At 39.2% G+C, this 25800-nt stretch carries 4 protein-coding genes; all 4 read left to right on the forward strand.

Features of this window, described 5'->3' with window-relative positions; genetic code table 11:
* Positions 1–131: 131 nt before the first annotated feature.
* On the forward strand, positions 132–437 hold the full coding sequence (locus tag B3A20_RS02690) for a DUF3467 domain-containing protein (protein WP_290761552.1): 306 nt from the start codon (positions 132–134) through the stop codon (positions 435–437).
* Between the two features lie 146 nt (positions 438–583).
* Complete coding sequence (locus B3A20_RS02695; RefSeq protein WP_290761554.1) at positions 584–1807, forward strand: FISUMP domain-containing protein; 1224 nt, start codon at positions 584–586, stop codon at positions 1805–1807.
* 128 nt (positions 1808–1935) lie between these two features.
* Positions 1936–23625, forward strand: a complete 21690-nt coding sequence (locus B3A20_RS02700; protein WP_290761556.1) for a calcium-binding protein — start codon at positions 1936–1938, stop codon at positions 23623–23625.
* The gene (locus tag B3A20_RS02705; protein ID WP_290761558.1) at positions 23625–25787 is read left to right on the forward strand and encodes a biotin/lipoyl-binding protein; all 2163 of its coding nucleotides are present in this window, start codon (positions 23625–23627) and stop codon (positions 25785–25787) included. The genes B3A20_RS02700 and B3A20_RS02705 overlap by 1 nt, the downstream gene beginning before the upstream one ends.
* Positions 25788–25800 lie beyond the last annotated feature (13 nt).

The raw sequence follows: 25800 nt of genomic DNA on the forward strand, positions 1-25800 counted from the left end.
TGGCAATATTGCTTATTTTAAACGAAATTTCGCAAAAATGAAGGAATTTTGTAGTTTTAAAATAACGTAATTTGTTGACTGTAAGCGACTTACATAAACGAGTTGTAATGTATTAAAATTTGGAGATTAAAATGTCCGAAGAAAAAAAAGTTGTTTCTAACGAACCAGAAGTCGTATGGAACGACTCGAACATGAATAGCCTTTATGTTAATGCGACTAATGTTGTTGCCGGTCGTGAAGAAGTTATGGTGCTCTTGGGCGTAAACCGCGCTTGGAAAATGAATCAGGAAAAGGTCGATGTTGACCTTGCTGAACGCGTGGTGATGACTCCGTTTACAGCAAAACGCCTTGCGATTATGCTTGGTGCAACCCTCAAGGCATACGAAACCAAGTACGGAAAAATCGAAATCGGTATCCCTGAAGTCAATAAGGGTTAATTCTTACACCTCAAACGGGTTCTGTGGCCTATGGTCTTAGGACCTCTTGAGGTGGTTAATAATAAATTTCTAATATTTATTGGGTATATGGAAGAGGTCTGCGGCATGTGCTTGTTTTGCGCTTGCTGCTGAAAAAGGAGTACAGAATGAGAAAATTTGGAATGAATAGCGTCATTGCGAGCATTGCGAAGCAATCTCTGCTAGCTCTTTTCTTGTCCATAGCCCTTATCGCTTGTGGCGGCGACAGCGGTACGTCACCCAATAGCGAAGAAAAAGATTCTTCCAGCAGCGTTCAAAAGGATGAATCTTCTTCCTCGGTCAAGAAGCAGTCTTCATCAAGTGTGACGAAGACATCTTCTTCCTCTTCAGTCATTCCCGCTTCAAGCGCGAATCGCCCTTCAAGTAGCAGTAAAAAAGGCGATGCCGGAACGGAGTCCGGCATGACAAGTAGCAGTTCCTCGAAGGTTTCCTCTTCGTCATCGGCGAAGGCTACTTCTTCCTCATCTTCTGTCAAGACTGTTTCTTCTTCTTCCGTTGCTCTGAGCAGTAGCAGTAAGCAATCCTCTTCTAGCAAAAAAGTTGAGTCTAGTTCTAGCCAAAAGATTGTCTCGTCATCTTCTGTCGCTCCTGCATCGAGTTCAAGTAAAAAAGAGTCTAGCAGTAGCGAGTATGTTCCGTTTGATCATTCGCATGCACTTGCTGCGGATTGGCGTATTGGTGAAAATCGTTATAAGACTTTTGTTGATCCTCGTAATGGACGTAGCTATTATTATATCACAATTACTGGCAGAGATACCAATCTTACAACATCAACGATAACCGTAATGGCAGAAAATTTAAATATTGGTAAGATGGTTCTTGGTGAAAACGAGCAGAATGACGATTCTGAAATAGAACGCTACTGCTATAATAACGATACTACAAAATGTGATGAATTTGGCGGACTTTACCAGTGGGCGGAGATGATGCAACTGCCGAGCCGCTGTAATACCGAAAGTTGTGCTGATTTAATTCAGAAAAATCACCAAGGAATATGCCCTGAAGGTTGGCGCTTGTTTACGTATAATGATTATAGAATCGTAAGGTTTTCTGAAGGTAATGAAGAACATGGTGTTGCAGGACTGCGTTCTGGATACCGCTTTAACGGCTACAATACTACAGGTTTCTCCCTTGTTGGTGCGGGGTATAGGTCTGAAGAAAAAAAATTTGAAAATTTGAATGAATATGCATTTTGGTTTTTCCCGACAGAGAAGGCTAGCGAAAAAGCGTATGTGGGGCTTATTTCGATTACCAACGATGATGGTATTTCTGAGAGTGATTGGAGTATAAAACAAGAAGGACTCTCTGTCCGCTGCGTAAAGCTCGAATAGTTTTCCTTATAAAATATTAAGGCGGATTACATCCGCCTTCCTTGCGTTATTCCGACATGGTGTCGGAATTTCCTTACCAAAAGTTTAATTAAAAATCGGCGTACGTTGGTATGCCAAAGGCAATCCTTATGTCCAAAATGAACAACAACTCCCGTAAAAACGTCAAAAACTCTAAAAATGTCTCTAGAAAGGCGGTTCGTTCGAGAAAAAGTTCAAAAAAGAACTTTAAGATCGAAACTCTTGAACCGCGCTTGATGATGGATGCGTCTGCGGGGTTTGATGTCGATAAAATTGAGGAATACGCAAGTCAGTTTGAATCGATTGCGTCTACTGTAGCAGACAACGTTTATACGACTGTCGGTTCTGTTGCCGAATTTGATGTGTCCAATTTGGGAGTCTTGGATAACATAGAATCTCCTATTGCTTTATTTAGTGAATCTGGAGATTTGTTTAAGACTACTATTGCTAACAAGGTTGCTGATGTTCTTAAGGGCGCTATTCAAAATGCATCCGGTGCCTCTGAAAACATATCGTTGTCTGAATTTGTATCAACTTATGTTGACTGTTTTCTAAATGATCCAGCAAATGGTTCGTATGAAGGTATTTCCTTTGGTGTTGATGGCGATAAGCTTGTTATTACTCTTGATTTGTCCAATGAAAAGACTGTAAATAATATGGGCTTCGACTTGAAATCTTTGGGCGAAATCAAGATTGAAGGTCAGCCAACGCTTACATCATCTGCTGAAATAAAAGTAACAATTGATTTGAATAAAAATGAAAATGAGTATTATCTTGATGATGATACAGATTTTTCTGTTGAAACACCGGTAATTGCAAAACTTGAAGCCACTATTCAGAATCTCGGCCTTAAGGCTAAGTATATGGATCTTACTCTAGTGGAACAGAATTTGCAAGATGAAACTTCTCCTGATTTAAAATTGTCGTATAATGATTCGGAGCCTACAAAAATTGACTTGGAGTTTCTGTTTGAAGATTCAAAAGGTTTACCATTTGTTGTTGCTGAAGGCGAATTCCTGAAGCTATCAACTGTAAATAATGAGTTTAATGCTAAAATCCCTGAATTTAAGATAAAAGATCAATTTTTGATGAAAAATGTTCTTAGGGGGCTTGCCGCTGCGAACCTTCCTATTTTTGAAAGTTTGAAAATTCCTGTTGGTTCTGGCGAATATACTGTTCCTAAAATTGCATCTGAAATGGATGTACTTTGGAAATATATCCCTGGGGCGATTTTAAGCAATATTGAAGAATCTAAGTTGAATTTGTCTGATTTCAAAAATTTGATTAATTCTGCTATAGCTAAAGAATATACAGGGCTGGCCAAAATTTTTGAGAGCGTTGGTGTTGATGGCAATGCCTCGGAATTGAATCTTGTTGAGGGTGAAAATAATCTTGCTTTGAAGATTAATCTCAAGTCGGGAACTCTGGATACAATTGACTTGGATCTTTTTGATTTAAACGATGTCGAGATGAAAACATCCTTTGTTATCGATGTCGTTTTAAATGTGACGAATGGAAAAGTTTCTTTTGAAAAAGCTTCTTTGAAAAAATTTGATGTAGATGTTCCGTCTAAGAGTGTAGATGCTGTTCAGATTGGTGGTCTTAGCGCAGCTTTGCAAGGCGGAAATTTTAGTTTAAATGCTTCTGTTGAAAATGTCAATAATCAGCTGAAAATAAAAAATTGTGCAGCTGTACTTGGGTATTCTAAAATTGAATTGAAGTCAGGCGCATCTGTTGTTTTGCAAGAAAATAGTGGAAAATTTGAATATTCCTATAGCAATAACAAGTGGCTCCTTTCTGAAAAGGTTGAACAGGTGTTGTCTCTTTCTGGTGATAACACTGCCTCTGTAAGCGCTATGGTTCGTAAAGCAGGCAAGGTGCCTTACATTGCCGATAAAAAGATAGATTTTGGAAAAGAATCTTTGTCTGTTTCTGAAATTGCGTCTAAGGTTGAATCCTTAAGAAAGAATTTGTCTCTTGCCATTAATGATAATATTCCGGTTGTTGCTGGCGATGCCTATGATGTAAAAATCAATGATTTGAAGAGTTCATTTATTGCGTATGCAGGGGAATCTGTAAAAGAATTGTTTAGCAGTGTTGAAATTGGATTGGTGGCGGAAACAGACTCTGCATTTAATGCGCTTGATGATGATTCTGGTAAAGATAAAGTCATTAATATAAATAAAGGAAGAAATAATTTCTCTGTGACTTTTAAAACGAAACAGGGAATTTTGAATGGTATTGATGTTTATGGCTATACACTGCCCACGGTGACTGTTGATTCCGAAATTAGCATCGGCTTTTACGTTGATGTAGATGATTTGGGTAAAGCGAGTGTTGGTGGATTTTCGTTGACTTCTTTTGATAATACGGTTAAACCGAAAAATTCCGTTGAAGGTTTGCCGTTTGAAATTGATGCTTCGGGATTTGTTGTCTCGCTTACATCTGAAGGATGGCGTGAAGACGGATTTAAATTTAAGACCAAAGCACCTGAGTTTGGTAATGCTGTATCCGCTTTAGCAAATGTTTCCGCTTTAAAAAATAGTGCTTCGAAACTTAGTGAAAATATCAAAGACGTTTCAAAAGTTTGGGACGATGTTTATAAATCTTTGACAACTTCGGTTACTGTCGATGGCGTTGGTGATGCCGCTTCTTATACGCTTGATACAAGATTATTGAAAAGTACGTTTGAAAATCTTATAGTAGGCAAAAAAGGTGATGTAAATGGGCTGTTCTCGAATGTTAAGGTTGTTCAGGGGGAAGCGAATCTTGTAAACGGAACGTTTAAAGGTGTAGATGTTTGGGGTGGAGCTTCTTCGAATGTCTATTCTAGAATGACGGGCAATGTATATACCTTTATATTTACTCATCAAACATCTAAAGTTGATGAATTGCAAATCCATTCTCAGTCAATTAAGAATCTAGATGCGGAGACTTTGATTGCGGTAAAAGTAACAATATCGAATGCTGCCGGTGTTGTTGATTATGATGTAGCTTTGGATTCTGTTGCTTTTGACATCGATTTGGATAAGTCTGTTCCACAAGGTTTGCCTTTTAGCTTTAGTGAAAAAAATGTAAAAGAAGTTTGGAATGGCTCAGCATGGAATAACAATATCTCGGATATTGAAATCTCGTTGAGTGATTCTGCGTCCATTGAAAGTGACCTTTCATCATTTAAAAAGGCTAAGGTCTCAGAAATTGGTGAACTGAAACTTAAAATAGGTGGCAACGATTATAGCCTTAATCTTATTGCTGATGAAGTCGAAAATTGTTGGAATTGCGTGGTTGAGACTTTGTATAGTGTTGTTGCAAATAATAGTTCTGTATCTAATTTGCAACAACAAGTTGAAGCTGCATATAAGAAGGCTTTAAATGAAAATAACATTACCCCAAAGATTTTTGGAGATTCTCTTGCAGTTACTGTGAGTGGTAATGTTTATAGCCTTGCATTGTCTTTAAAGAGTTGCTCCATTGATAATTTAAAAATTGATGGTGTTGACTTAGGCCAAGTTGATGTAACAACCGGCTCGCTAAAAGTTAGCATTGAAAAAGTAGTTGAAGATAATATTGTTTATTTAAAGAACGCTAAGTTTGGCGGCCTTGAACTGAATGTTGCAAAAAATTATACTGATGATAAATCTATTAAGGTTGTAGATGGCTTATATACTGCCACTCTTAAAAACAGTAAATTGGATATGACTCTTTCTATAACCTCGAATGAGTCTCAGAACATCAAGTGTGATTTGTCTTATGACTCTTTAGACGTTTTAAATGAAAATAATATAGTCGTTCATTCTCTTGCATCTGGAAAATTTGAGTTAGCCAATGGAAAATGGGTTGAACCAGTAGAATTAAAAAATGTTGCTTCTTCTGTTGGCCTTGATGCTTTCTCATTGAGTGAAAAACTTCATATCGATGAAAAGTTCGATATCCCTTATGTTGGAAAACTGAAGTTGGGTTCGACTAGTTATAGTGCTTATGATATTCTCAAAATTGTCGATGAAATAAGAACGAATGTGATGCTCGCCTTGCAAGGTAAGGTGTCTTTGAATGGAACTGTTCTTCAGTTAAATATAGAAGAAGTTAATAAAAAACTTGAAACATTGAATTCTAGTCTAAATTCTTTGAAAAAGACTGCTGTTAATAGTTTCCTTTCTAGTTTGAATATTAAGAATGGACAAAAATCTTATGATTTGATGAAAAAATGGGATGATCTTAAGGCTGATACCAACGATTTGAGTGTGGTTGCTCTTGATGGTGATTCGTTTGAAATTGAGTTCTGTCTTAAAAAGGCTACGCAGGATGTAGAGTTTGATTCATTATCTTTTAAAGATACGGCAATCAATACGATAGTATCTGTAAATGTGAAAGTTGATAAGAATGGTGATTCCTTTGACACAAGTTTTAAGTCTTTTGTTTTTGAATTGCCTGGAATAACAGCTGCTGCAACGGCTGAAGATGCAACGGGTGCTGAGGATTTGGCTGTTCGTGTTGCTGAAGATTGCTTGAAAATTTCTATAACAGAAAGTGGAACTGATGTAAATGTAATAACTGATGAATTTATTGATGATATTTATTTGCCGATGGGCTTTGATTTGGATTTTTTGGATAATATTGACATTCCGTTCCTTGAAGAGCTTAAATTCTCTTTAAATGGAGTTGGAAGCATTAATGTAGAAGATATTCTCAATGTTGTTGATGAGTATAGCAAAATTTCTCAAAATTTCTTGGATTGGGCAATTGCTGATGATTTCGAAGATGGCAAATATGAGGTTGATCTCAATAGTATTCAAAAGGGATTGAAAAATATCTGTAAAAAGATTCCTTTAGGTAAAGTAGGAATGCAAATTGTCAATAATGGAGATACTCCCAATGAAGGCAAGTATGATGAAGTTAAATTTGCATCATTATTGGATTCTGACAGCTTTACTCAACAATATTTGGTAAATGGCTTTAATCAGGTTGTATTTAAAATTACACCGGGTAATCTACAGTATGATAAGACTATTGATTTAGGTTTATTTAAGTTTGATAAGTTTAAAGTTGACTTTAGCGTATATGTATTGTTAGATATTTATGTGACTGACGATGGTTGGATTATTTTTGATGATTGCAATTTTGATAAAATAAAATTGAAATTGTCTGCTGGATTAAATGATAAAAATGGAATTAATCTTGGACTTTTCAAGGCTGATTTTAAGAACGGGTCTTTAGACTTTAGTGTAGATATTACTCCGGGTGGCGATAGTTTAATTACGTCACCAACGATTAGTTTGTCTTATGATGAATTAAATCTTAAAGCGGGTGGATGTACTATCGTATCTTTAGATGAAGGTTCTTTTAGCTATAATTTCGAAACTAATGAATGGACGTTACCTGATGAAATACAACGCTTTGCTTCATTCTCTGGAAGTAATTTAATTACTCAAGTACATACGGTACTGGTTACATTCCAGTCGGCTTTGCGTAATCTTGTTGAAAGCAAGACGAAACTTGATTTCCTTGATGGGTCGATAGAAAAGGTTGTCGATATTGTTGAAAAGGTTGAACAAGTTGTCTATGGTGATGAATCTGGTGATACAAAATATGGCCTTACTAAATGTGTAGATGGCCAGTATGTACAGAATTTTGATGATGTTGTTGGTTTTGTTGAAAAATTTAATGATTCATGGAAACATTTCTTTAATGATGATAATGATTTTATAGACAAGGATACGAATTCTAAAATTGCAATATGTGCTGCAGAATATTTTAAGGAAGGCTCAGCAGAGGGTCAACTTGAAAAAATTGTTTTTGATGATAATGGCATTTCGACAAATGGAGACGCTAAAATTGCAAAGCTTACATTTAATTTGCCCTTCAAATTAGAGCATTATTTTGGTCTTAATTTTGCAAAGGCTTTAAGCAATGCTTTAGCTAATGTTGCTACTAATGGAAATATTTTGGTCACGGCTGATGCTGAAATATCGTTTGAACTTTTGATTGATTTTAGACCTAAAAAAATTAATAAAGATTCTGAGTTGTCTGAGATTGGTTTGACGACGAAGATGAAAGACGGTCGTGATGAAATAACTGTTAAACAAAATGACTATTATGTAACCTATGAAGTCGGGGCATCTCGTACATTTGATACCGATTTGTATATAAACCTTGTTGACCCAAATAAAAATGCTTCTGACGATGATTATAAACTTGGGACGATTATAGTTAATGCTGGGAACGAACTATCTGAAACAACAACTTATAATGTTGTTAATGGAAATGGTAAGAAATCTGATTTTGCGTCAGCTTACTACACGTCAGATGGGCAACTTTATATCACTTCAAAAAAAGAGTTTAATATAGAGAAGGGTGTTGTTTATGATAAATTTAAATTGCATAAGGAAGATGGTTCGTGTGAAAATATTATAACGAAATCATCAGGTGGCGATGCCTTTGCAGAATTGAAACTTACGGGTTCCAATTTGCAAACTATGTATAAATGCTCAGAAAAAGATGGTAAATGGGAAATTTATTATATTACATCTGATAATTCTAAAGCTTATGAGTCCATTACTATAAAGAAAGATGTTCTAAATGAACTTTCCAAAGCTGGATTTATAGTAAGTAATGGCTCGGATTTGAAAAATCAAATTAATGAATATTTATCCCTGCAAAAAGATACGTATAATAAAAATGATTTATTAAATGATATTGCTGAATTAGGTACAAAACTTGCAAATGGTCGTTCCATTATGAACACCTTTGGTTTGTATGTTGTTGATGTAAATGGAACTGAGATTGTATTTGGATGTGATCCTAGATTGATTCAGGGCTATTCGGCTGATGAAAAGGGTAAAGTAAAAATTCTACATTACCTTTTGTGTGACGATAGTAAGGCATGTACTTATATGCGTATTTCTGGAAATATCACACCATCGATGAATACGGTAGGATTACAAGGCGCTTTTGTCTACGAAAAAGGTAAAGATCCTCTGAAGGCAGAATTTGTCAAATTTGATAAAGATGTTTTGTATGAATCAGAGTCTGCTGCAGTGTCTGCAAAAAATAGTTCTTTATCTGCAATACCTAGTTCTTTGAATGGGAAAGTTACTTACGTAGTCGAAAAAGTTGAGAAAACAGTAATATTAAGTGATGATAAAACTGAAACGAAGAAATATTGGATTCTTTCTTTACAGAGTAATGATGATACATATGCTGTAGAAATGAGTGACCGAATTTTGCAAATTGATGTCGGTCGAAATAAAATTTATCTTAATGTAGAAAAATGTTTGACGGTAGCAAATCTTGCTGATACGATAAAAAATACTTTAGAATGTTATGAGAAAGATACTGGTTATGATGATTTGAAAAATATCAGTTCCGTATCTGTTGTTGATGGATGTATTGTTTTTACCGCAACTGATAGTGTTGAAATAAAAATTTATAATAATGAAAGTAGTGTTATTTCTTTAGATAAAAAACGAAGTGATTTCACTATTGGCGATGTAGAAATTGATTTCCAAGAGTGCGTGAAAACTTTGAATTTAGATGACGGTACATCCTCAAATCAACAAGAATCAACTATTGCCAATCTCTTGAAAGCCATAAATGAGAGTAAAGATCCTAAAGATAATAAAGAAGTTAAAGAAAAGTTTGAAATAGAACTTGTTGGTGACCATTTTGAGATTTATAGAAAAGACGGAAAAAATGAAGCATTTACGATTAAAGCTGTTGGAACGAGTAAGGCTCTTGAATGGCTTGGTTTTACTTCTGGTCAATGTGCTAAGGATGTAAATGGTACTTATAAACTTGTTGGAAACTCCTTGGTGGGCATTGATTGGACGAATGCGATTAAATTAGAAGAAATAAAGTTGCAAGCAAAATTGTCTTTTGCAATGGAAACACCAATCAATGTTGATAGAGTGAAAAATGGAAATGGTTGTGTAACATTATACATAAATGAAAATGATAAGAATGCTTACAATGCCGATGGCTTCTTGAGAATTGGTGAAAATCCAGGTGCTAAATATTACAGAATCATTAAAGTAAATGTTGATTCGAAAACGAATAAAGTGACGTCTATTCAGGTTACTACAACTCCGTTGGGATCAAATAATTCGCAGAATATTAAAGACAGTGATTGGAAATCTGCAAAATATGTGGCAAATGCTTCTGCAACACTTGGATTCCTTGGCGTAGATGTGATTGCTGATGGTAATGCTGCAATAGATGCTTCATTTACATTGACGAAAAAAGATGAAAGTCAGACGAATTCTGATAAACCTGAAGTTTTTGGATATGAAGTGGGTGCTACACTTGAGGGGAGTGGTAGCTTTGCTATGAATGCTTATGCAGATGTGTTTGGTGAGGGGCTAAAGCTCTTTAATGCATCTGTAGAACTTGTTAAACCGCAAGATTTGTCATCTCGAGAAAAAGCTGATAATGGAAAATTACCGGTAGATCAGCAAGAATCGGATAAGAATAATAAAATAAGAGATTATTATCGACTTGATGCCGATTTTAAATTTGAAGCTGATTTTAATGATATTCTAAATAGCTTTAAAGAATTTTCAATTGAAAAACTTTTTGTAATTCTTGAAAATGTTATCAAGCGTATTGAGAGCATTACCGACAATACAAATGTCAAAATTCCTGTTATCAACAAATCTGTAAAGGATTTGGTCAGCGTAGCAAGTGATTTACGTGAAGTGATTGCTAAGCTGCGTGCTGAAAAGATTACATCGATTCAAAAGTTTGGTGACTTGTTAAATACGTATCTTGCTGATGATAAATTTGGTCTTGCTCCACATAACACAAATAGTAAACTATTTGAATTGGTTCCTGTGTATGAGTCAAATAAGTTTAAGGAATTAGAATTCCGCTTTGATATTCAGAAAGCATTTAAAGTGCGCCATCGATTTGATTTTGGAGGTTCGACTAGTGGAATTAGTGGTAATGCTGATTTAGATGTTTCTGGTGATTTCTGGTTTAACCTTTCTGCAACGCTTGATTTTTCGAAGGGCTTTGACCTGTCTTTAAAGGATGGTATTGCATTTGGCGCCAATGTTGCTATTTCGGGTGATAAACTCAGGTTTGATTTGGGAATCAATGCTGGGGATCAAAGCTTATTGAGTAACTTGATTTCTGTGGGATCAAAGGATAATGCGGCGTTTATCTATGCTCAGGTTGGTTTGTTGGGAACAGTAAAGCCCAATGGTAGTGATGTTAAAATTTCTAGTGGTGATGATGGTTTCAAGATTGATTATACACTTCCTGTAGCCATTTTTGGTAAACTTCCTGTTTATGCATGTAACATGTCGCTTGGTGATGTGTTTATAGGCAAGTATTTAGAAAATGGTAAAAAAGTTGTATTTAATGAATATAATGATTTCATAACTGCAAGAGATAATGTTAAGGATACTATTGAAGCTTATTTAACATCCTATTTAGCAGATCCTCAAAATACCAAAATTGGTGATTCTTTGTATGATTTGAAACCGTCGAGTGAAGATGCTTTTGGCGTTGGAATAAGGACTGGTCGGGAAACCGATGACGCTCGTAAAGATTTAGATAAAAAACTTATAGTTGATTTTTCTAAAGCATATGAAGAAATAAGTAAGCTTGCAAACTTTGCAAACTTGGATTGGTTTAGTAAAATTAAGCTTGCTGTTGCTGGGTTGAACAACCTGTTCGAAATGCTCGAAAGTGGCATGAATAGCAATATGGGTAGCAAACTTAAGTCTGTTCCTGTGTTGGGTTCTGCGCTGAGTTCTGGTGTAGACTTCTTAAGCGTGTTGAGAGATAAGGTTTTGGATCCATTCTCGAAGTTTGTCTATGAATCGACTGGGCTTACTGCAGAAATGGTTGCCAAGAAGATGAACTTGTTGTTGAATGATTATCTGCTTAATGTCAATATTGATGATAAAGATGACTATTACTTTAATTGGAATAATCAGAACGATAATAAATGGATTCAGTCAGGAAATGGTGGTAAGGGTACATGGTACCGTAGTGATGATGAATCTGCAGAATGGTTCTTCAATTTGGGCGGTAAGTACAATTATGGTAAATCGATTGATTTTGATTTAGGCTTGCCTGGACTTGGACTTTCTTCTAATGCAGGCTTGGATCTTTCTCTTTCGTGGGCGCTTGAATTTGGTTTTGGCATTTCTAGAGAAAAAGGCTTCTATTTTATCTTTGGCGATGGTGATGAACTTACTGTTAAAGCCTACGCCTCTTTGAATGGCGAAATTGAAGGCTCTTTGGCTGGGCTTGGACTTAAGTTAGTTACCACCGGGGAGGATAATCGTCAAGCCGCAATCGAACTTGATTTTGGTGTCGATTTAAATAAAAATCTAAGTGGATTTAAGACGGTATATAATGCAGATTCTGGTTCGGGGCCTAAATTGAAGGCTGAAGATGGAAAATTGCCAACAAAGTTAACTGATACGCAAATTCAAGAATTAAATAGTTCTGTTGGAAATGAAGGCTCTGTTTCTAAAAAAATAGTTTCTAGCAGAGGATATGGCTCTGTTTCTGTTTCTAACGCGTTTACAAAAATTGATTTTGATTATAGCGCTAGTGTAAACATTGTTGCAGGTATTACAGTTGGCATTACCAAGGATTTGGATCGCGATACTCCGAAATTCCCGAATATTTGCGGCCGATTTGAATTTGAATGGAGTTTGGATTCATCTAATGATGATGATTCTGCTATAAAAAAACTCGGATTTTATGGTCTTTCCCTTGATATGGGCTCCTTTATTGGTGGTGTACTTGGGCCAATCATCTCCAAGATTCAAAAGGTGATTGAACCGCTTGAACCGCTCATTGATTTCTTGACTACTCCGTTCCCGGTGCTTAAGGATTTGGGAATCAAGATGACTCCGCTTGACCTTGCTAAGAAATACAGTAAGGGCAAGTTTGATGATAGGATGATTTACGCCATTAAGGATTTGATTGCTGTTTCTAAGACAATTTCAGCAATTAACGGTAAGGGCTTGTCTATTAATTTGGGGGATTTTGCGCTTGTTGATAATGATTTATTGAAAAAGGAAGATCGTGAATTTGCGAAGGGATTTTTAGATGGACAAACATCGAATTCTGCATTCGATGAAAATAAAATGAAGACGTATGCAGGGTCTCTTAAGGGGGGGGATATTGAAGAAAAAGCCAATAAGGAGCTAAAAAAACAGGGCCTAAATATGGAGGGCTCTGGTTCATGGACGTTTATTTGGAATAAACCATCTGACATCTTTAAGCTTTTGTTGGGTGAAGACATTGATCTTGTTACATACAGAATGCCTGAACTCTGTTTTAACTTTGACTGGAGTACGTTTGTACGTATTTGGGGCCCGCTGGGTGCTCGTATAGGGGTTAATTTCAGTGCATCTATTCAGCTTGGCTTTGGGTATGATACGCTTGGAATTCGCCAGTGGGTCAAGAGTGATTACAAGGATTATGGTAGATTGCTCAATGGCTTCTATGTGGCTGATAAGGACGAGAAGGGTGTTGATATCAATGAACTTTCGTTCTACGGCGGTCTTACGGCGTCTGCTGAATTAAATGCTGGTATTTCTGCCGGTGTTGGCGGCGGTGTTGGTATTAATGTGGGCTTTAACCTTTATGACCCGAATCAGGATGGAAAGGTTCGCCTTAGCGAAATGGGCCAAATTATCAAGGAAGATGGCTTGTTTGGCTTGTTCGATGTTAACGGAAAGATTACTGCAAAGCTGTATGCATACGTTGATTTGCTCTTCTATACCAAGAAGTGGAATATTACGGGTGACATAACGCTCTTCAAGTTCGACTATAAGCATTCTACAGTCCCTGTGATGGCATCGAGAACAGAAAAGGGCGATGTTGTTGCTCACGTTGGCCCGAATGCAAGTGATAGAATCTCGACTAATGATTTGAATCCGACGCTTACAGATGGCGATGAAAAACTTGAACTTACTTTGGACGGCAAAAAAGTAAAGTGGACTGATAGTAAGTACGAGACTGTTGAAGGTGATGGTAAACTGATTATTGATGCCGGTGCTGGTAACGATAAGATCAAGCTCACTGGAAATGCTGACTTTGATATTGAAATCATGGGCGGTGATGGCGACGATGTCATTGACTTGTCCGGGTTAGATATGAAGAATAATCATGTTGTTGTCATTTGGGGTGGTGCTGGAAATGACACCATCTTTGGTGCAAAAACTGGCATGAATATCATCTTTGGTGATGGTGGGTATAAACCGACCGACGAAGAAAAAGAAAAACTTATAAAGTTTGGCGATGGCTATTATTATGAAGGACGTGTAGAATCTGGTATTGCCGGTAATGATACCATTGTTGGCGGATCTGGTAACGATATTATATTCGGTGGTGTGGGGGATGATAAAATCGATGGTGGCGCTGGTAAAGACTATCTCTTTGGTGATGGTGGACGAGTTGTTTTTGAAAATGATAAAATTACAAAGATCGACCGTACTGACATCAGTGCAGATGGTGGTCACGATGTAATTCTTGGTGGTGCTGATAACGATGTTATTTATGGCGGTTCTGGCAACGATCATATTGATGGCGGTTCTGGGCAAGATGTCATTTATGGTGAACGTGGTCATGATATAATTCTCGGCGGTTCGGATAAGGATACAATCCGCGGTGGTTCCGGTCATGATATAATCTTCGGTGACACGATTACAAGTGATGTCGAAATTGGTGATTTGTTTAATACGAAGTTCTTCAGTGAAGAATTTAGAACCGCTCAATTTGAAAAAGATTCTTTGATTTCTAAGTCGGAATTTGAATTCAGTGCAAAAAATTATGATGATAAAAATGTTTCGATTAAATTTGATTCTGCAACTGGCACAGGTGTAGACTATATCTATGGTGAAGAAGGTGATGATCTAATTTTCGGTGATAGTGCAACTGATGCTGGTGCAGGCGACGTTATTGAAGGTGGTATTGGTAATGATATCATTGATGGTAATGGTGGTGACGATACCATTAGCGGTGGCATTGATAATGATATTATCTACGGTGGCGTAGACAATGATATTATTGATGGTGGTGCTGGTAATGATAGCTTGTATGGTGATAAGGGCATAAATGATTATGGTACATTGGGTACCGCTTTTGCCGGTGAACAGATTACTTTTGGCGAAAATATTGGCCTTCTTGACAAGATTTATAAAAATGCAGAAAGTCTCAGCACTGGTGGCAATGACAAGATTATGACGGGTCCGGGTATGGACTTTGTTGATGGCCAGGGGGGAAGTGACCAAATAATTGTCAACTTGATGGGTGAATGCGAAACGAACTACGCTAATATCACGGATACTGGTACAGGTGAATTTGATACGGATACACTTACCATCGAGGGTACGGAATATAATGACAACTTGCTCATGCGAATGAACAAGGATGAGTCTCTAGGTTTTGTGGCTCTGTTGCCGGAAAATAATCTTACTCCGGGTGAAGTTGGTAACGAAAATATTGAGCGTGTGAACTTTACTAATGGCATTGATATTGTCAACTTGAATGCCAATGGTGGTGACGATAAAATTACCATCGATGGTACGGCTAAGGTAACGAATGTTGATGGCGGTGCGGGAATGGATACTTTCCAAATTGGCCAGTTGTACAATTCCAAGCGTGATGCTGGAACGCAAGGTATTGCTCTTGATGATGGATTTAATACGATTCAGACCGATAAAGAAAAATTCTTGAGCGATGGTGTTACCGCTGGTACGTCGTTAAACATTGAAGGTGGTGTTGAAAACGATTCGTTTACATCGTTGCATAATGCCGGTCTTTTGAGTATGGCTGGTGGTAGAGGCAATGATACATTCTCTATCTATAATTACGTTAAAAAGCCCGAAAATGGTCAAACTGAAGGTGAACCTATTTACAGCGCGGCTATGTCTGTTGATGGTGGTGCTGGTGATGATAAGTTAAATATTGCCGGTACGACTGGGGACGATACTGTAATCATTTCTAAGGAAGGCTTGCTTAGTAATTCTGTTGGTGTTAAGGTTGCTGGCGTTGAGACTAGTAATTTTGATGCCGGCGCAGGAGATGATATATTCCATGTTATTGGAAATAATGAGGGTGAGACTACTCTTATTAACGGAGGTCATGGCAATGATACAGTATCTGTTGGTGGACTTGACCAGTCTGAAACGCTCCGTAGCGCTGATAATGATGGACAGACGAATTATTTGAATTATAAGATATTAACGAGTGATTCTAATGAATTGTCGAAGGATCAAAAAGACGCTATTGACGTAGATGTTCGTGGTGGCGTTATTTATAATGAAAAATTCACCATTCTGGATACAAGTAATGAGCCGACTGTATTCTATACTTTGTCTGACAATTTCATTAATCTTGATAATTTAACCATTGATGAAGGTAAAGAAGGCGTCTTCTATATTGGTTACTCCGGTAATTTGAATGGTGGTGAAATTACTGTTCATTTGACTGTTCCTATGCTTTCGTCGACAGCCGTGCAGCGTGGTGATAGGGGTATCCTTATTGCTAAAGATGAGACAAACGTTGTTTATAAAAAAGAGCTAGACATTAAATTGAAGGAAGATTGCCGAACTGTAAAGATTCGTGTTAAAGCCCTTTCTGATGAAGTTCTTGAAGAAACTGTGATGTCTTCTATTGCTGTTGAAAGTGTCTTTAATAACCAAAAACTAACTCGTTCAGTGAATACAATTTCTGTGAATGTTGTAGATGATGGTAAGCATGCTGCAAATGAATATGAAAAACTATTTACAAGAACGGATGAGTTTATTGTTCAAGAAGCCGAAATCCATCTTGGAGAATTTGCTGAAAAGTTTGATTGGAATGAAGGTGTAATCTATGTTTCTGTAAAGGAAGATGGTAGAACTCTTGCTGAAGGTGAAAACGCTGATTATACTGTAGCTGATGGAATTCTTAAATTAAACAATTTGACAGCTTTTGAAAAACAGACGTTGCTTGTGAATTATCGTTCTGATTCCATGCGATTGGATGGATCAAAACTGCGTTTGATTTATGATAATCTTGACGTAAATACAATCAAGATTGAATATGAAAATGATCTTGTGAATACAAAGGACGCTAGTGCTCCAAACGCTGAAATATATTATGCTTTGAATGGAGATGGCTTAGTATTCTTTAATAAGTCTAATAATCGCCTTATTTCGTTACATGGAACTGTGAAAATTTCACATGCCGATAATAAAGAATATGCCAAACTGCCGGAAAATGCTGGTTTAGGTTCGCAGAATCCATCCACTCAGGATTGTGTACTGAAGTTTGAAGCTGTTGATAACAATACTCCTTATTCTCATGTATTGGCTGAAAAGTTTACAAAGACAACTACAGAAGTTGTTGATGGTAAGACTGTCAATAAAGATGTTGATGAAGATAACACAACGTGGAATTCTACAACGTATTCTGTAAATTATGATGGTCCAATTGCAGATGGAAAAACTGTATATGTTAAGGTTTATGCATCTGAAGTTGTTTCTGAAAAGGATAAGCCTAAGGCAACTCAACTCGGAATATGGAATGGAAAGGAGTTTGTTGATTCTATTGTTCTCGAATTTAATAACGAAAATCAAAAGAAACAAACTTTGACCATTATTGCAAAATCTGATAAAATTGCGGAAGAATATGGTTGGACTACTGTAGACGAAAAGTCAAATCTTATTAGTGATGTCGAAGGTTCTGTCTATGCTTATGGTGAAGGAACTTCCATGAAGGCAGACTTTGACAATCCTGAGGTTCTTGAGTATAATCATCATTTTAAGGATGGCGAAAGTATTGTAAACGCTTCCGAACACAATGAAAAGAATTCTTACGATGTAAGTGGAATGGGTAAAGTCGTAAAGATTGATGGAAAAACAGTTGTGTTTGATGGAAGTAATGCTGGAGGCTTGAAAATACATGATACCATTAAGATTGTAATGGGTGATTTTGAATCTAAGTGGCTCCGTGTTGAAGATATCAATCCAAGTAAAGATGGCGTAATTGATACTAGTAAGGGTGGAAATGTTACCCTGACGTTAAATGAGGTTGTTGAAGGCTTTGATGGAAATGAAGTCTATGTGATGTTCTCTGGCCCGAAGGATTATCTCTTTACTTCGGAAGCTGATAATACGGATCGAATCTTTGTGAATAATCAAGATTCTGATAAGAATGCCAATAGTGCTCTTAGTTCGTTCTCTCAAAATGGTGTTGTTGATGAACAATCTACTAAGTTTACTCATGGTGAACTTAAGGGTGAGATTGTTGCCAATCACTTTGAATTCGGCGAGTACAATCTTGGCTCTGGTGTAGATAATGTCAATATTGACAAGACTCATTATCGTAATGACGGTTTCCAGACCTTTACTGTTGTGAATACGGGCAAGGGCGACGATACTATTAATGTCGACAGCTATAAGAATGAAACTGATGGTCTGCTTGTCGTTAATGCCGAAGAAGGAAATGACCACGTTTATGCTCCGAATCCTGAATTGAATTTGGGCGAGGATGCTATAAATAAGGATGGCATGGTTGTCATTGGTGGTGACGGCGAAGATGTTATTAATGTTGGTCGTGGCGTGATTGCATTCGGCGATAAGGGTAATATCCAGTATAAGAATGCTAAGGGTGAAGTCGTTACGAATTTGGGTTATGAAGAAGTTGATGAAGATAACGTAAAGACTGGCAAACTTATTCGTACCAAAATATCCAAGGATCCAAAAACAAAGGAACTTCAAAAGCAGACTGATGGCATTGTCCGTGGTGCAACCTCTATTAAATCTGTAATGGATGAGGAAGGTGCTCATGACGAAATCACTGCAGGCGGAACAAACAGTATTGTCATTGGCGGTGCTGATGAGGATACTATTTCTGTTGGCGGTGATAACAATGTTGTCCTTGGTGATAACGGCGAAATTGTTTATATTACAAATGAAAGCTTGACCGCTAAGTGGAATGATTCGGAAAAGCCTTCTGTTAAGCTGAAACATGTCAAGACTACGAGTGACGATGTTGGTGCTGAGGATACAATCACTATCTCGGGTAATAGCAATGTTGCCATGGGTGGTGCCGCCAATGATACTATAACCATTGGTTCAGAGGATGAAAAGGATCCTGATGCAACAGAACAATCTGTTTCTGAAGAAAATTCCACTGGAAACGCAAACGTTGTTCTTGGCGATGGTGGTGTCTATGAATATGATAAACCAACCAATACAGTAACGGTTCATACATCAAGAGAAGAAAAAAATGGTCAGGTTGTCATTTATGGTGACAAGGATGAAATTAAAATCTATGGCGGTCACAATACCGTAATGGGTGGTGCTGCTGGAGATGACATTGACATCTATGGTGCTGACAATATTGTTCTTGGTGACGGCGGTATTGCTGTTCGCGATGATAACAAGAATGTTGCTGAATCTATCAAGTCTGTGCAGACAACGGATGATTCTGAAGGAGGTGTAGATAACATCAATGTTTGGGGCGGTGATAATACCGTCATGGGCGGCGCAGAAGGTGATAAAATCAATATTGGTGGAAATCTAGAGAAGGAAGGTGAAGAAGACAAGTCTATTGTACTCAGCAACAATAACGTTGTCCTTGGTGATGGCGGTAAGTATGAACGACAAAGCTCCAATTCGAAGAAGATTGAGACAACGCATGATAGTATTGGCGGTGTAGATACCATTAATATCTATGGTGGCTATAATACTGTTATGGGTGGTGCTGTTGGTGATACGATTAACATCGGTATTGCTGGTCAGCCGAATAGTGGAACCAATAACATTATTCTTGGCGATGGTGGCCAATATATTGATAAGCCTACAGAAACGACTGTCCAGACGACGAGCGATGCTACTGGCGGTGTTGATACAATCCATGTCTATGGTGGTAGCAATGTTGTCATGGGCGGTGCTGAAGGCGATGAAATATTTATCGGTACTTCGGAAAGCGTGAAGAGCGATAACAACGTAGTTCTTGGTGATGGTGGTAAGTACAATCTCAAGAAGGATGTTTCTCTCGAAATCCGCACTACCAGTAATGAAGTTGGTGGTACAGATACCATTGAAATCCATGGCGGTAAAAATACTGTTATGGGAGGCTTCAAGAATGATGATATTGATATCTTCGGTAACGATAACGTTGTTCTCGGTGATGGCGGTATAGCTAATTACGATAAGCACCCTGAAGTTGTTAAGGATAATACCAGTGTTAATGCTGGTCTTACCAAGGTCGAAACAACTGCTGATAAAATTGTAGTTGAATACGCTGATCCTGATAAGCCGAATGATGAAGGTAAGCGCCTGAACGATGATATCGATATTTATGGTGACAAAAATATCGTTATGGGTGGTGTCGATGGAGATCGTATTGATATTGATGGTGCAGACAACGTTGTCGTTGGTGATGCCGGTGTCTATACGGTTCGTGAAAATTGCTTGACGGTCGAAACGAAGAGTGAACCGTTTGGTGGCCATGACATCATCACTACGGGTGACGGCAAGAATACGATTCTTGGTGGTACAGATGTTGACGAAATCACTACTGGAAACGGTAATGACATTATCGTTGGTGACGGTGGCTTGGTTATCATGGACAATGACCATAACCCGCTCATTGTGACGAACTCCGGCAAGAATGTTGCCGAAGAAAATGAGGAAACAAAGTCTGCTGGTGGTGATATCATCATAACAGCTGGTGGTGATAACGTTATCTTCGGTGGTCTTGGTGAAGACAAGATTACGTCTGGTAACGGTGAAGATGTCGTGTTTGGCGATAACGGCTATGCGACATTCCGTGGAAATGCTGGCTTGGCAAATGATTTGCACGAAAAGTTCACTGATCTTAAGGATGTGTTTACGTTCGAAAATGCTCCTGAAGTTCGTGATTCTGCTACGCTTAGCTTCAATTTCCAGGGCCCTGCCCAATGGGGTATTGGCGCTAACGAACAGGCTGGCGTGCTAACTGAAAGTGAAAATCATCGTGTTGGCAATTGGAATAATATTAAGACTCCGTCTGGCCAAGAAGCTGGTACATACGGCAATGATGACAAGGAATTGGTCTACTTTGACGATGGTTCGCGTGCAAGTGCCGTGAGCGTGACTTATGGTGCCTCTGAATCTCACCGCGTTAAGACATCTGATGGAGTCAATATCCGCTTGCATGGCTATGACCAGTCTCAGTTTGTGACTAGCTCGAATCCGGGTGATGTAAACTTGATGAAGAGCGGTCTTGAAATCAGCGGCAATAACGCTCGCAATACGCTCTTGACGCAGATTGATGGTCTTGACCAGTATTTCACAGAATACGATGTGATTGTCTATTTGGATATGGTCCGTGAAAACTCCATGCCCGAACATAGTGTTCGTATGGTTACGTTGTTCATCGATACTTTTGATGAAGATGGTAACTGGGTGAGCAAGGAATTTGACCGCTTCTATGTCAACGATCCAGATAATAATACGTTTAATGGTTCTTGGACTGTTGCAACGGGTAAGTCTGTAGAGACTGCGATTGTTTCTAACTGTGTTATCTTCAAGTCGTTTACTGATGCTAATGGTGTTGTTCATACTTTGAGTGGTGACCGTTTCCATGTCGAAATTACGGACCCGCTGAATGGTACGAATGGTAAGGATCGTGCAGGTATTGCAGGTATCCAAGTTTGTGGTAAACTCCACAAGCAAGATGTCGCAGCCTCTACGGATATCGATTATGGTAGCAAGGACACGATAAAAACAAGTGGCGGTGACGATATTGTTGTTGGCGGTACTGGTAGCGATGAGATTACGACTTATGGCGACGAGTACTACGGAATTGACGATTTCGATGTCGTGTTTGGCGATAATGCCAAGATTTTGCTCACTGACCGTGATAGTAAGGATTCTACGGCTTCGACGCTGACGCATGCGGAATCGATTGCTGCAACGAACTATACTGCAAATTACGACGATATTATCAATACTGGTGACGGTAACGATGTTGTCGTTGGCGGTATTGGTCATGATGATATAAATGCTGGAGCAAAAGAAAAGGCTCAGACGACGATTGATGGCGTTACGGTTACTTCGTTCAACTTTGTAAGAGAATCTACGAATCAGTCGATGCTCCTCGAAGAGGGCGAATCTGCTGGTGTTGTTGTCGATAATCACTGGAAGAATGTGTATCTGCGCAATCATGAAATGCGTGACCGAGCCAATGGTAACGAAACGGCTCCTGACAAAAATGATATTACATTCGACTACACTTCCATAGCTCAATGGGGTAACAACAATCCGAACGAACAGGAAGATCCTGCAATGGATGCTGATACCGGCAACAACAAGATGATGAAGACTCTTGTGATGGGCCAAAAGCTTGAAACGCTGTCGCTGTCGTTGCATAACTTGCCGGGTTCTGAAAGCAGCCCCTGCGATGTGTATGTCTATGTGGGTGGTAAGCTTGAACATGGTGATGCTTATGATTACGTCTTTGAAATCACCGGCTCCGATAATAAGAAGTTCTATTTGAACGATTGGGCGGGCAATAGCTTTGAAGGCGATTTCAAGGAAATCACATGCACGAGCTATACTCCGGACATGCTTGTTTCTGGTGTAACGCCGAGTGTTTCAATGATTGGCAACTACGTGGTATTCCGTGGAATCAAGACTGCTGAATATACGGTACAAATTCATTGCGTACAAACTGGAGTCGGCAATCAGCAACCCAATGACATCCCGGTGTTTACGGGTGTGCAGGTTGTTTCTGGTGCAAAACGTACAGGCGATATCGCAGTTGGTGGCGATCATGACAAGGACCTTGTCTTTGGTGATGATGCCATGCTTGATTTCGATCTCGATATTCCTTTTGCGGGTAATGAAAATCTATCGGATTACAGGAACCGTGTGATTTCTGCAACATCGGTGAGTGTATCCGCTGATGCAGCAAAGAATGTCCGTACAGATGATGAAATTCATACAGGAATAGACCGCGATGTTGTCGTTGGTGGTGATGGTGCTGATATCATCAGGACTGGCGCTGGCGATGATGTAATCTTGGGTGATAATGCTTCGCTCAAGCTCGAAAATAATAACCCGATTGGCGTGTTCCGCCCGGATGTGGAAATTGTTCTTGAGGATAACCAGTATTTCCAGGGAACGAACGAAGCATATCTCGATAATGATGGTGTGCAGGTTCAGACCATGGAACAGAAGTACTATCAGGGTAACCTCGCCGGTATTGCTTTGCAGAATACACAAAATGGGCGCCGTGATGATATTGATGGTGAATCTGGTAAGGACCTTGTATTTGAAGGCGAAACAAGTGATGCACCGCTTTATGTAAAGCCGGAAAATACAGAAACTCAAAACCAGAGCACGAACAATAACGAAAATCAAACCAATAGTGGTAACGAAACTACTAATGGCAACGAAACCACTAACGGTAACGAAAACCAGACGAATAATGAGGAACAAAACCAGAATAACAATAACGAGAATACTTCTTCGGAAGAGATTGTTCTGGAATTCTCTCAGACTTCTCAGGTATTCTTGTTGGCCGCTGGTGAAACAGTCAAGTTTGTCTGCTCGGATATTCCGCAAGGCAATCCTGATTGGGTTCCGAACATTGTTGTTTTCGGAAACAATGCTGATGGAAACGGTATCCCGGAAATCGACTGGGCTTGGGATGGCGCTGTAAGGTGCCATACCGATGCTTGCTATAGTTTAAGAGTGGATCTTCCGGATCATCCGAATGGCCCCAATGGCACGTATGAAATATATCTGACGGCTAAGACGACGGGTATGTTGCATCTTTACTTGGGTGTAGGGTAATGATTCTCGACCATCAGCGAAAAATTTTTCATGAATCGTGGTACCGGCTTGCGGAGAGCAAAATAACTCTCCGTTCAAGCGTGCATGTTCACCGACAGGTTTATCGTGGCATTCTGTGGTACGTTCTTTACGAGCCGTTCACCAATCAGTATTACCGTTTGCCTCAAGGGGCGTACGAATTCATTTCTAAACTGAGTTCGCATAAAACGGTGGGCGAGGTTTGGAACGAACTTTTGAATAGCGGTGCCGAGAGCGTGCCTAGCCAGGGCGAAGTCATCGAAATGCTTTCGCAGCTGTACCAGTCGAACATGCTTTTGTACGAAGGCGTGGACGATGGTACGATGTTGTTTGACCGTAACAAGAAGAATGTCCAGAAGAAGGTGAAAGCCACGCTTTTGAACATCTTCTTTTTGAAGGTTCCTGTTTTCGATCCTGAATTCCTTTTGCGTAAGCTAAAGTGGCTCATCAACATTTTGCTGAGCGTGCCGTTCTTTTTTGTTTGGCTTGCGACAATTGTAGTTGCTGCAAAATACGGCATTGAAAATTTCGATACGCTAAAGGACCAAACGCACGGTTTCCTATCGCCGTCAAATATCGGCTGGGTCTATGTCTGTACTGTGGTGGTCAAACTCCTCCACGAATTTGGACATAGTGCGGTTGTGAAAAAGTATGGGGGTGAGGTCCACACGGTGGGCATTATGTTCATGCTTTTGGCTCCGCTCCCGTACATGGATGCAACGGCGAGTTGGTCGTTTCGCAAAAAATGGCAACGCATGTTTGTTGGTGCGGGCGGTATGCTTTTTGAGTTCTTTATCGCTGCGGTTGCACTAATTCTGTGGGCAAATCTTGGTGGCGGTATTCTCAAGGCTCTTGCCTATAATGTATTTATCATCTGTTCTGTATCTACGGTTCTTTTCAATATCAACCCGTTGATGCGATTCGATGGTTACTACATCTTGACGGACCTGTTGGATATGCCCAACTTGCAACAGCATTCTGTGATGCACCTGAAGTACCTTCTGGAGCGTTACATCTTCCGCAAGCAAGATGCCGAACGCATTTGTGAAACGTGGAGCGAACGATTTATTTATACGTTCTACGGCTTTTCGAGTGCTATTTACAGGTTCTTCTTGTTTGCGGGACTCGTGATTGCAATTTCGGAACATTATTTGATTTTGTCGTTTATAATGGGAACTCTGCTTTGCCTCACGATGCTATTGATTCCTTTTGGAAAGTTCATCAAGTATATTTTTGCAAGTCCAGCGTTAGCAACAGTACGCAACCGTGCGGTCTTCGCAACATTGCTTTTCGTGTCGGCGTTGATTGGAATTTTGTTCTACTTGCCGGTCCCGGATTCGTTTACGGCTCCTGGGGTTATCGAGGCGACCCGTTACGAAAATAGCACCATCGGTGAAAGTGGCGTAGTCGTTGGCGTGAACCATGTTTCGAATGATTATGTTCATGTGGGTGATACGCTTATGGTTCTGGAAAATCCTGAACTGAGCTACAAAATCGAAGAAAAACAGGCCGAAATCAAGGAAGCTTCGCAGATGTACTATCGTGCGTTGGAACAATCTCCAGAAAACATGCTCCCAATCAAGATTCGCCTGAACGTACTGACACAGGGATTGAACGACTTGCAAGAACGCCAAGGCAAGTTGACGTTGGTGGCGGGTATGGAAGGCGTGCTCAGTACCGAAGATTTGCAGAATTACGTAGGGCGTCATGTAAAGAAGGGCGATTCCATTGGAATTCTTTTAGATACAAATTCGTTTGACTTTGTTGCAGTTGTTAGTCAAGAAGATGTATCCCGCTTGTTCTCGGGGACTGCGCATAAGACGAATGTTCGCTTGAACGGCAATGCCTTTGATGAATTAGCAACGGATAGCCTGCAAATTATACCGACTGCACAAGATAAGCTTCCGTCAAATGCGCTTGGCTGGCATGGTGGTGGCGATATCGAAACGAAGGTAAACGGTAATTCAGAACAGACTGCGGAACCTGTTTATTTGGTGCGTACGCGTCTTAAAGGGTGCGATGGCGATGTGCTCAAGATGCATGGCCGTTCTGGAAAAATCCGTTTTGATCTAGGCACAAAGCCGCTTGCTTTGCAGGGAATCCGCAAGGCACGACAGGCGTTGCAAAAGTATTACAGACTATAGGCCTCTAGAGTTG

It is taken from the genome of Fibrobacter sp. UBA4297, assembly GCF_002394865.1.
GTDB lineage: Bacteria > Fibrobacterota > Fibrobacteria > Fibrobacterales > Fibrobacteraceae > Fibrobacter.

What these genes read in the sequence shown, in the direction of transcription:
- B3A20_RS02695 (WP_290761554.1), top strand. Translation starts at nt 584, where the DNA reads ATGAGAAAATTTGGAATGAATAGCGTCATTGCGAGCATTGCGAAGCAA.
- B3A20_RS02705 (WP_290761558.1), top strand. Translation starts at nt 23,625, where the DNA reads ATGATTCTCGACCATCAGCGAAAAATTTTTCATGAATCGTGGTACCGG.
- B3A20_RS02700 (WP_290761556.1), top strand. Translation starts at nt 1,936, where the DNA reads ATGTCCAAAATGAACAACAACTCCCGTAAAAACGTCAAAAACTCTAAA.
- B3A20_RS02690 (WP_290761552.1), top strand. Translation starts at nt 132, where the DNA reads ATGTCCGAAGAAAAAAAAGTTGTTTCTAACGAACCAGAAGTCGTATGG.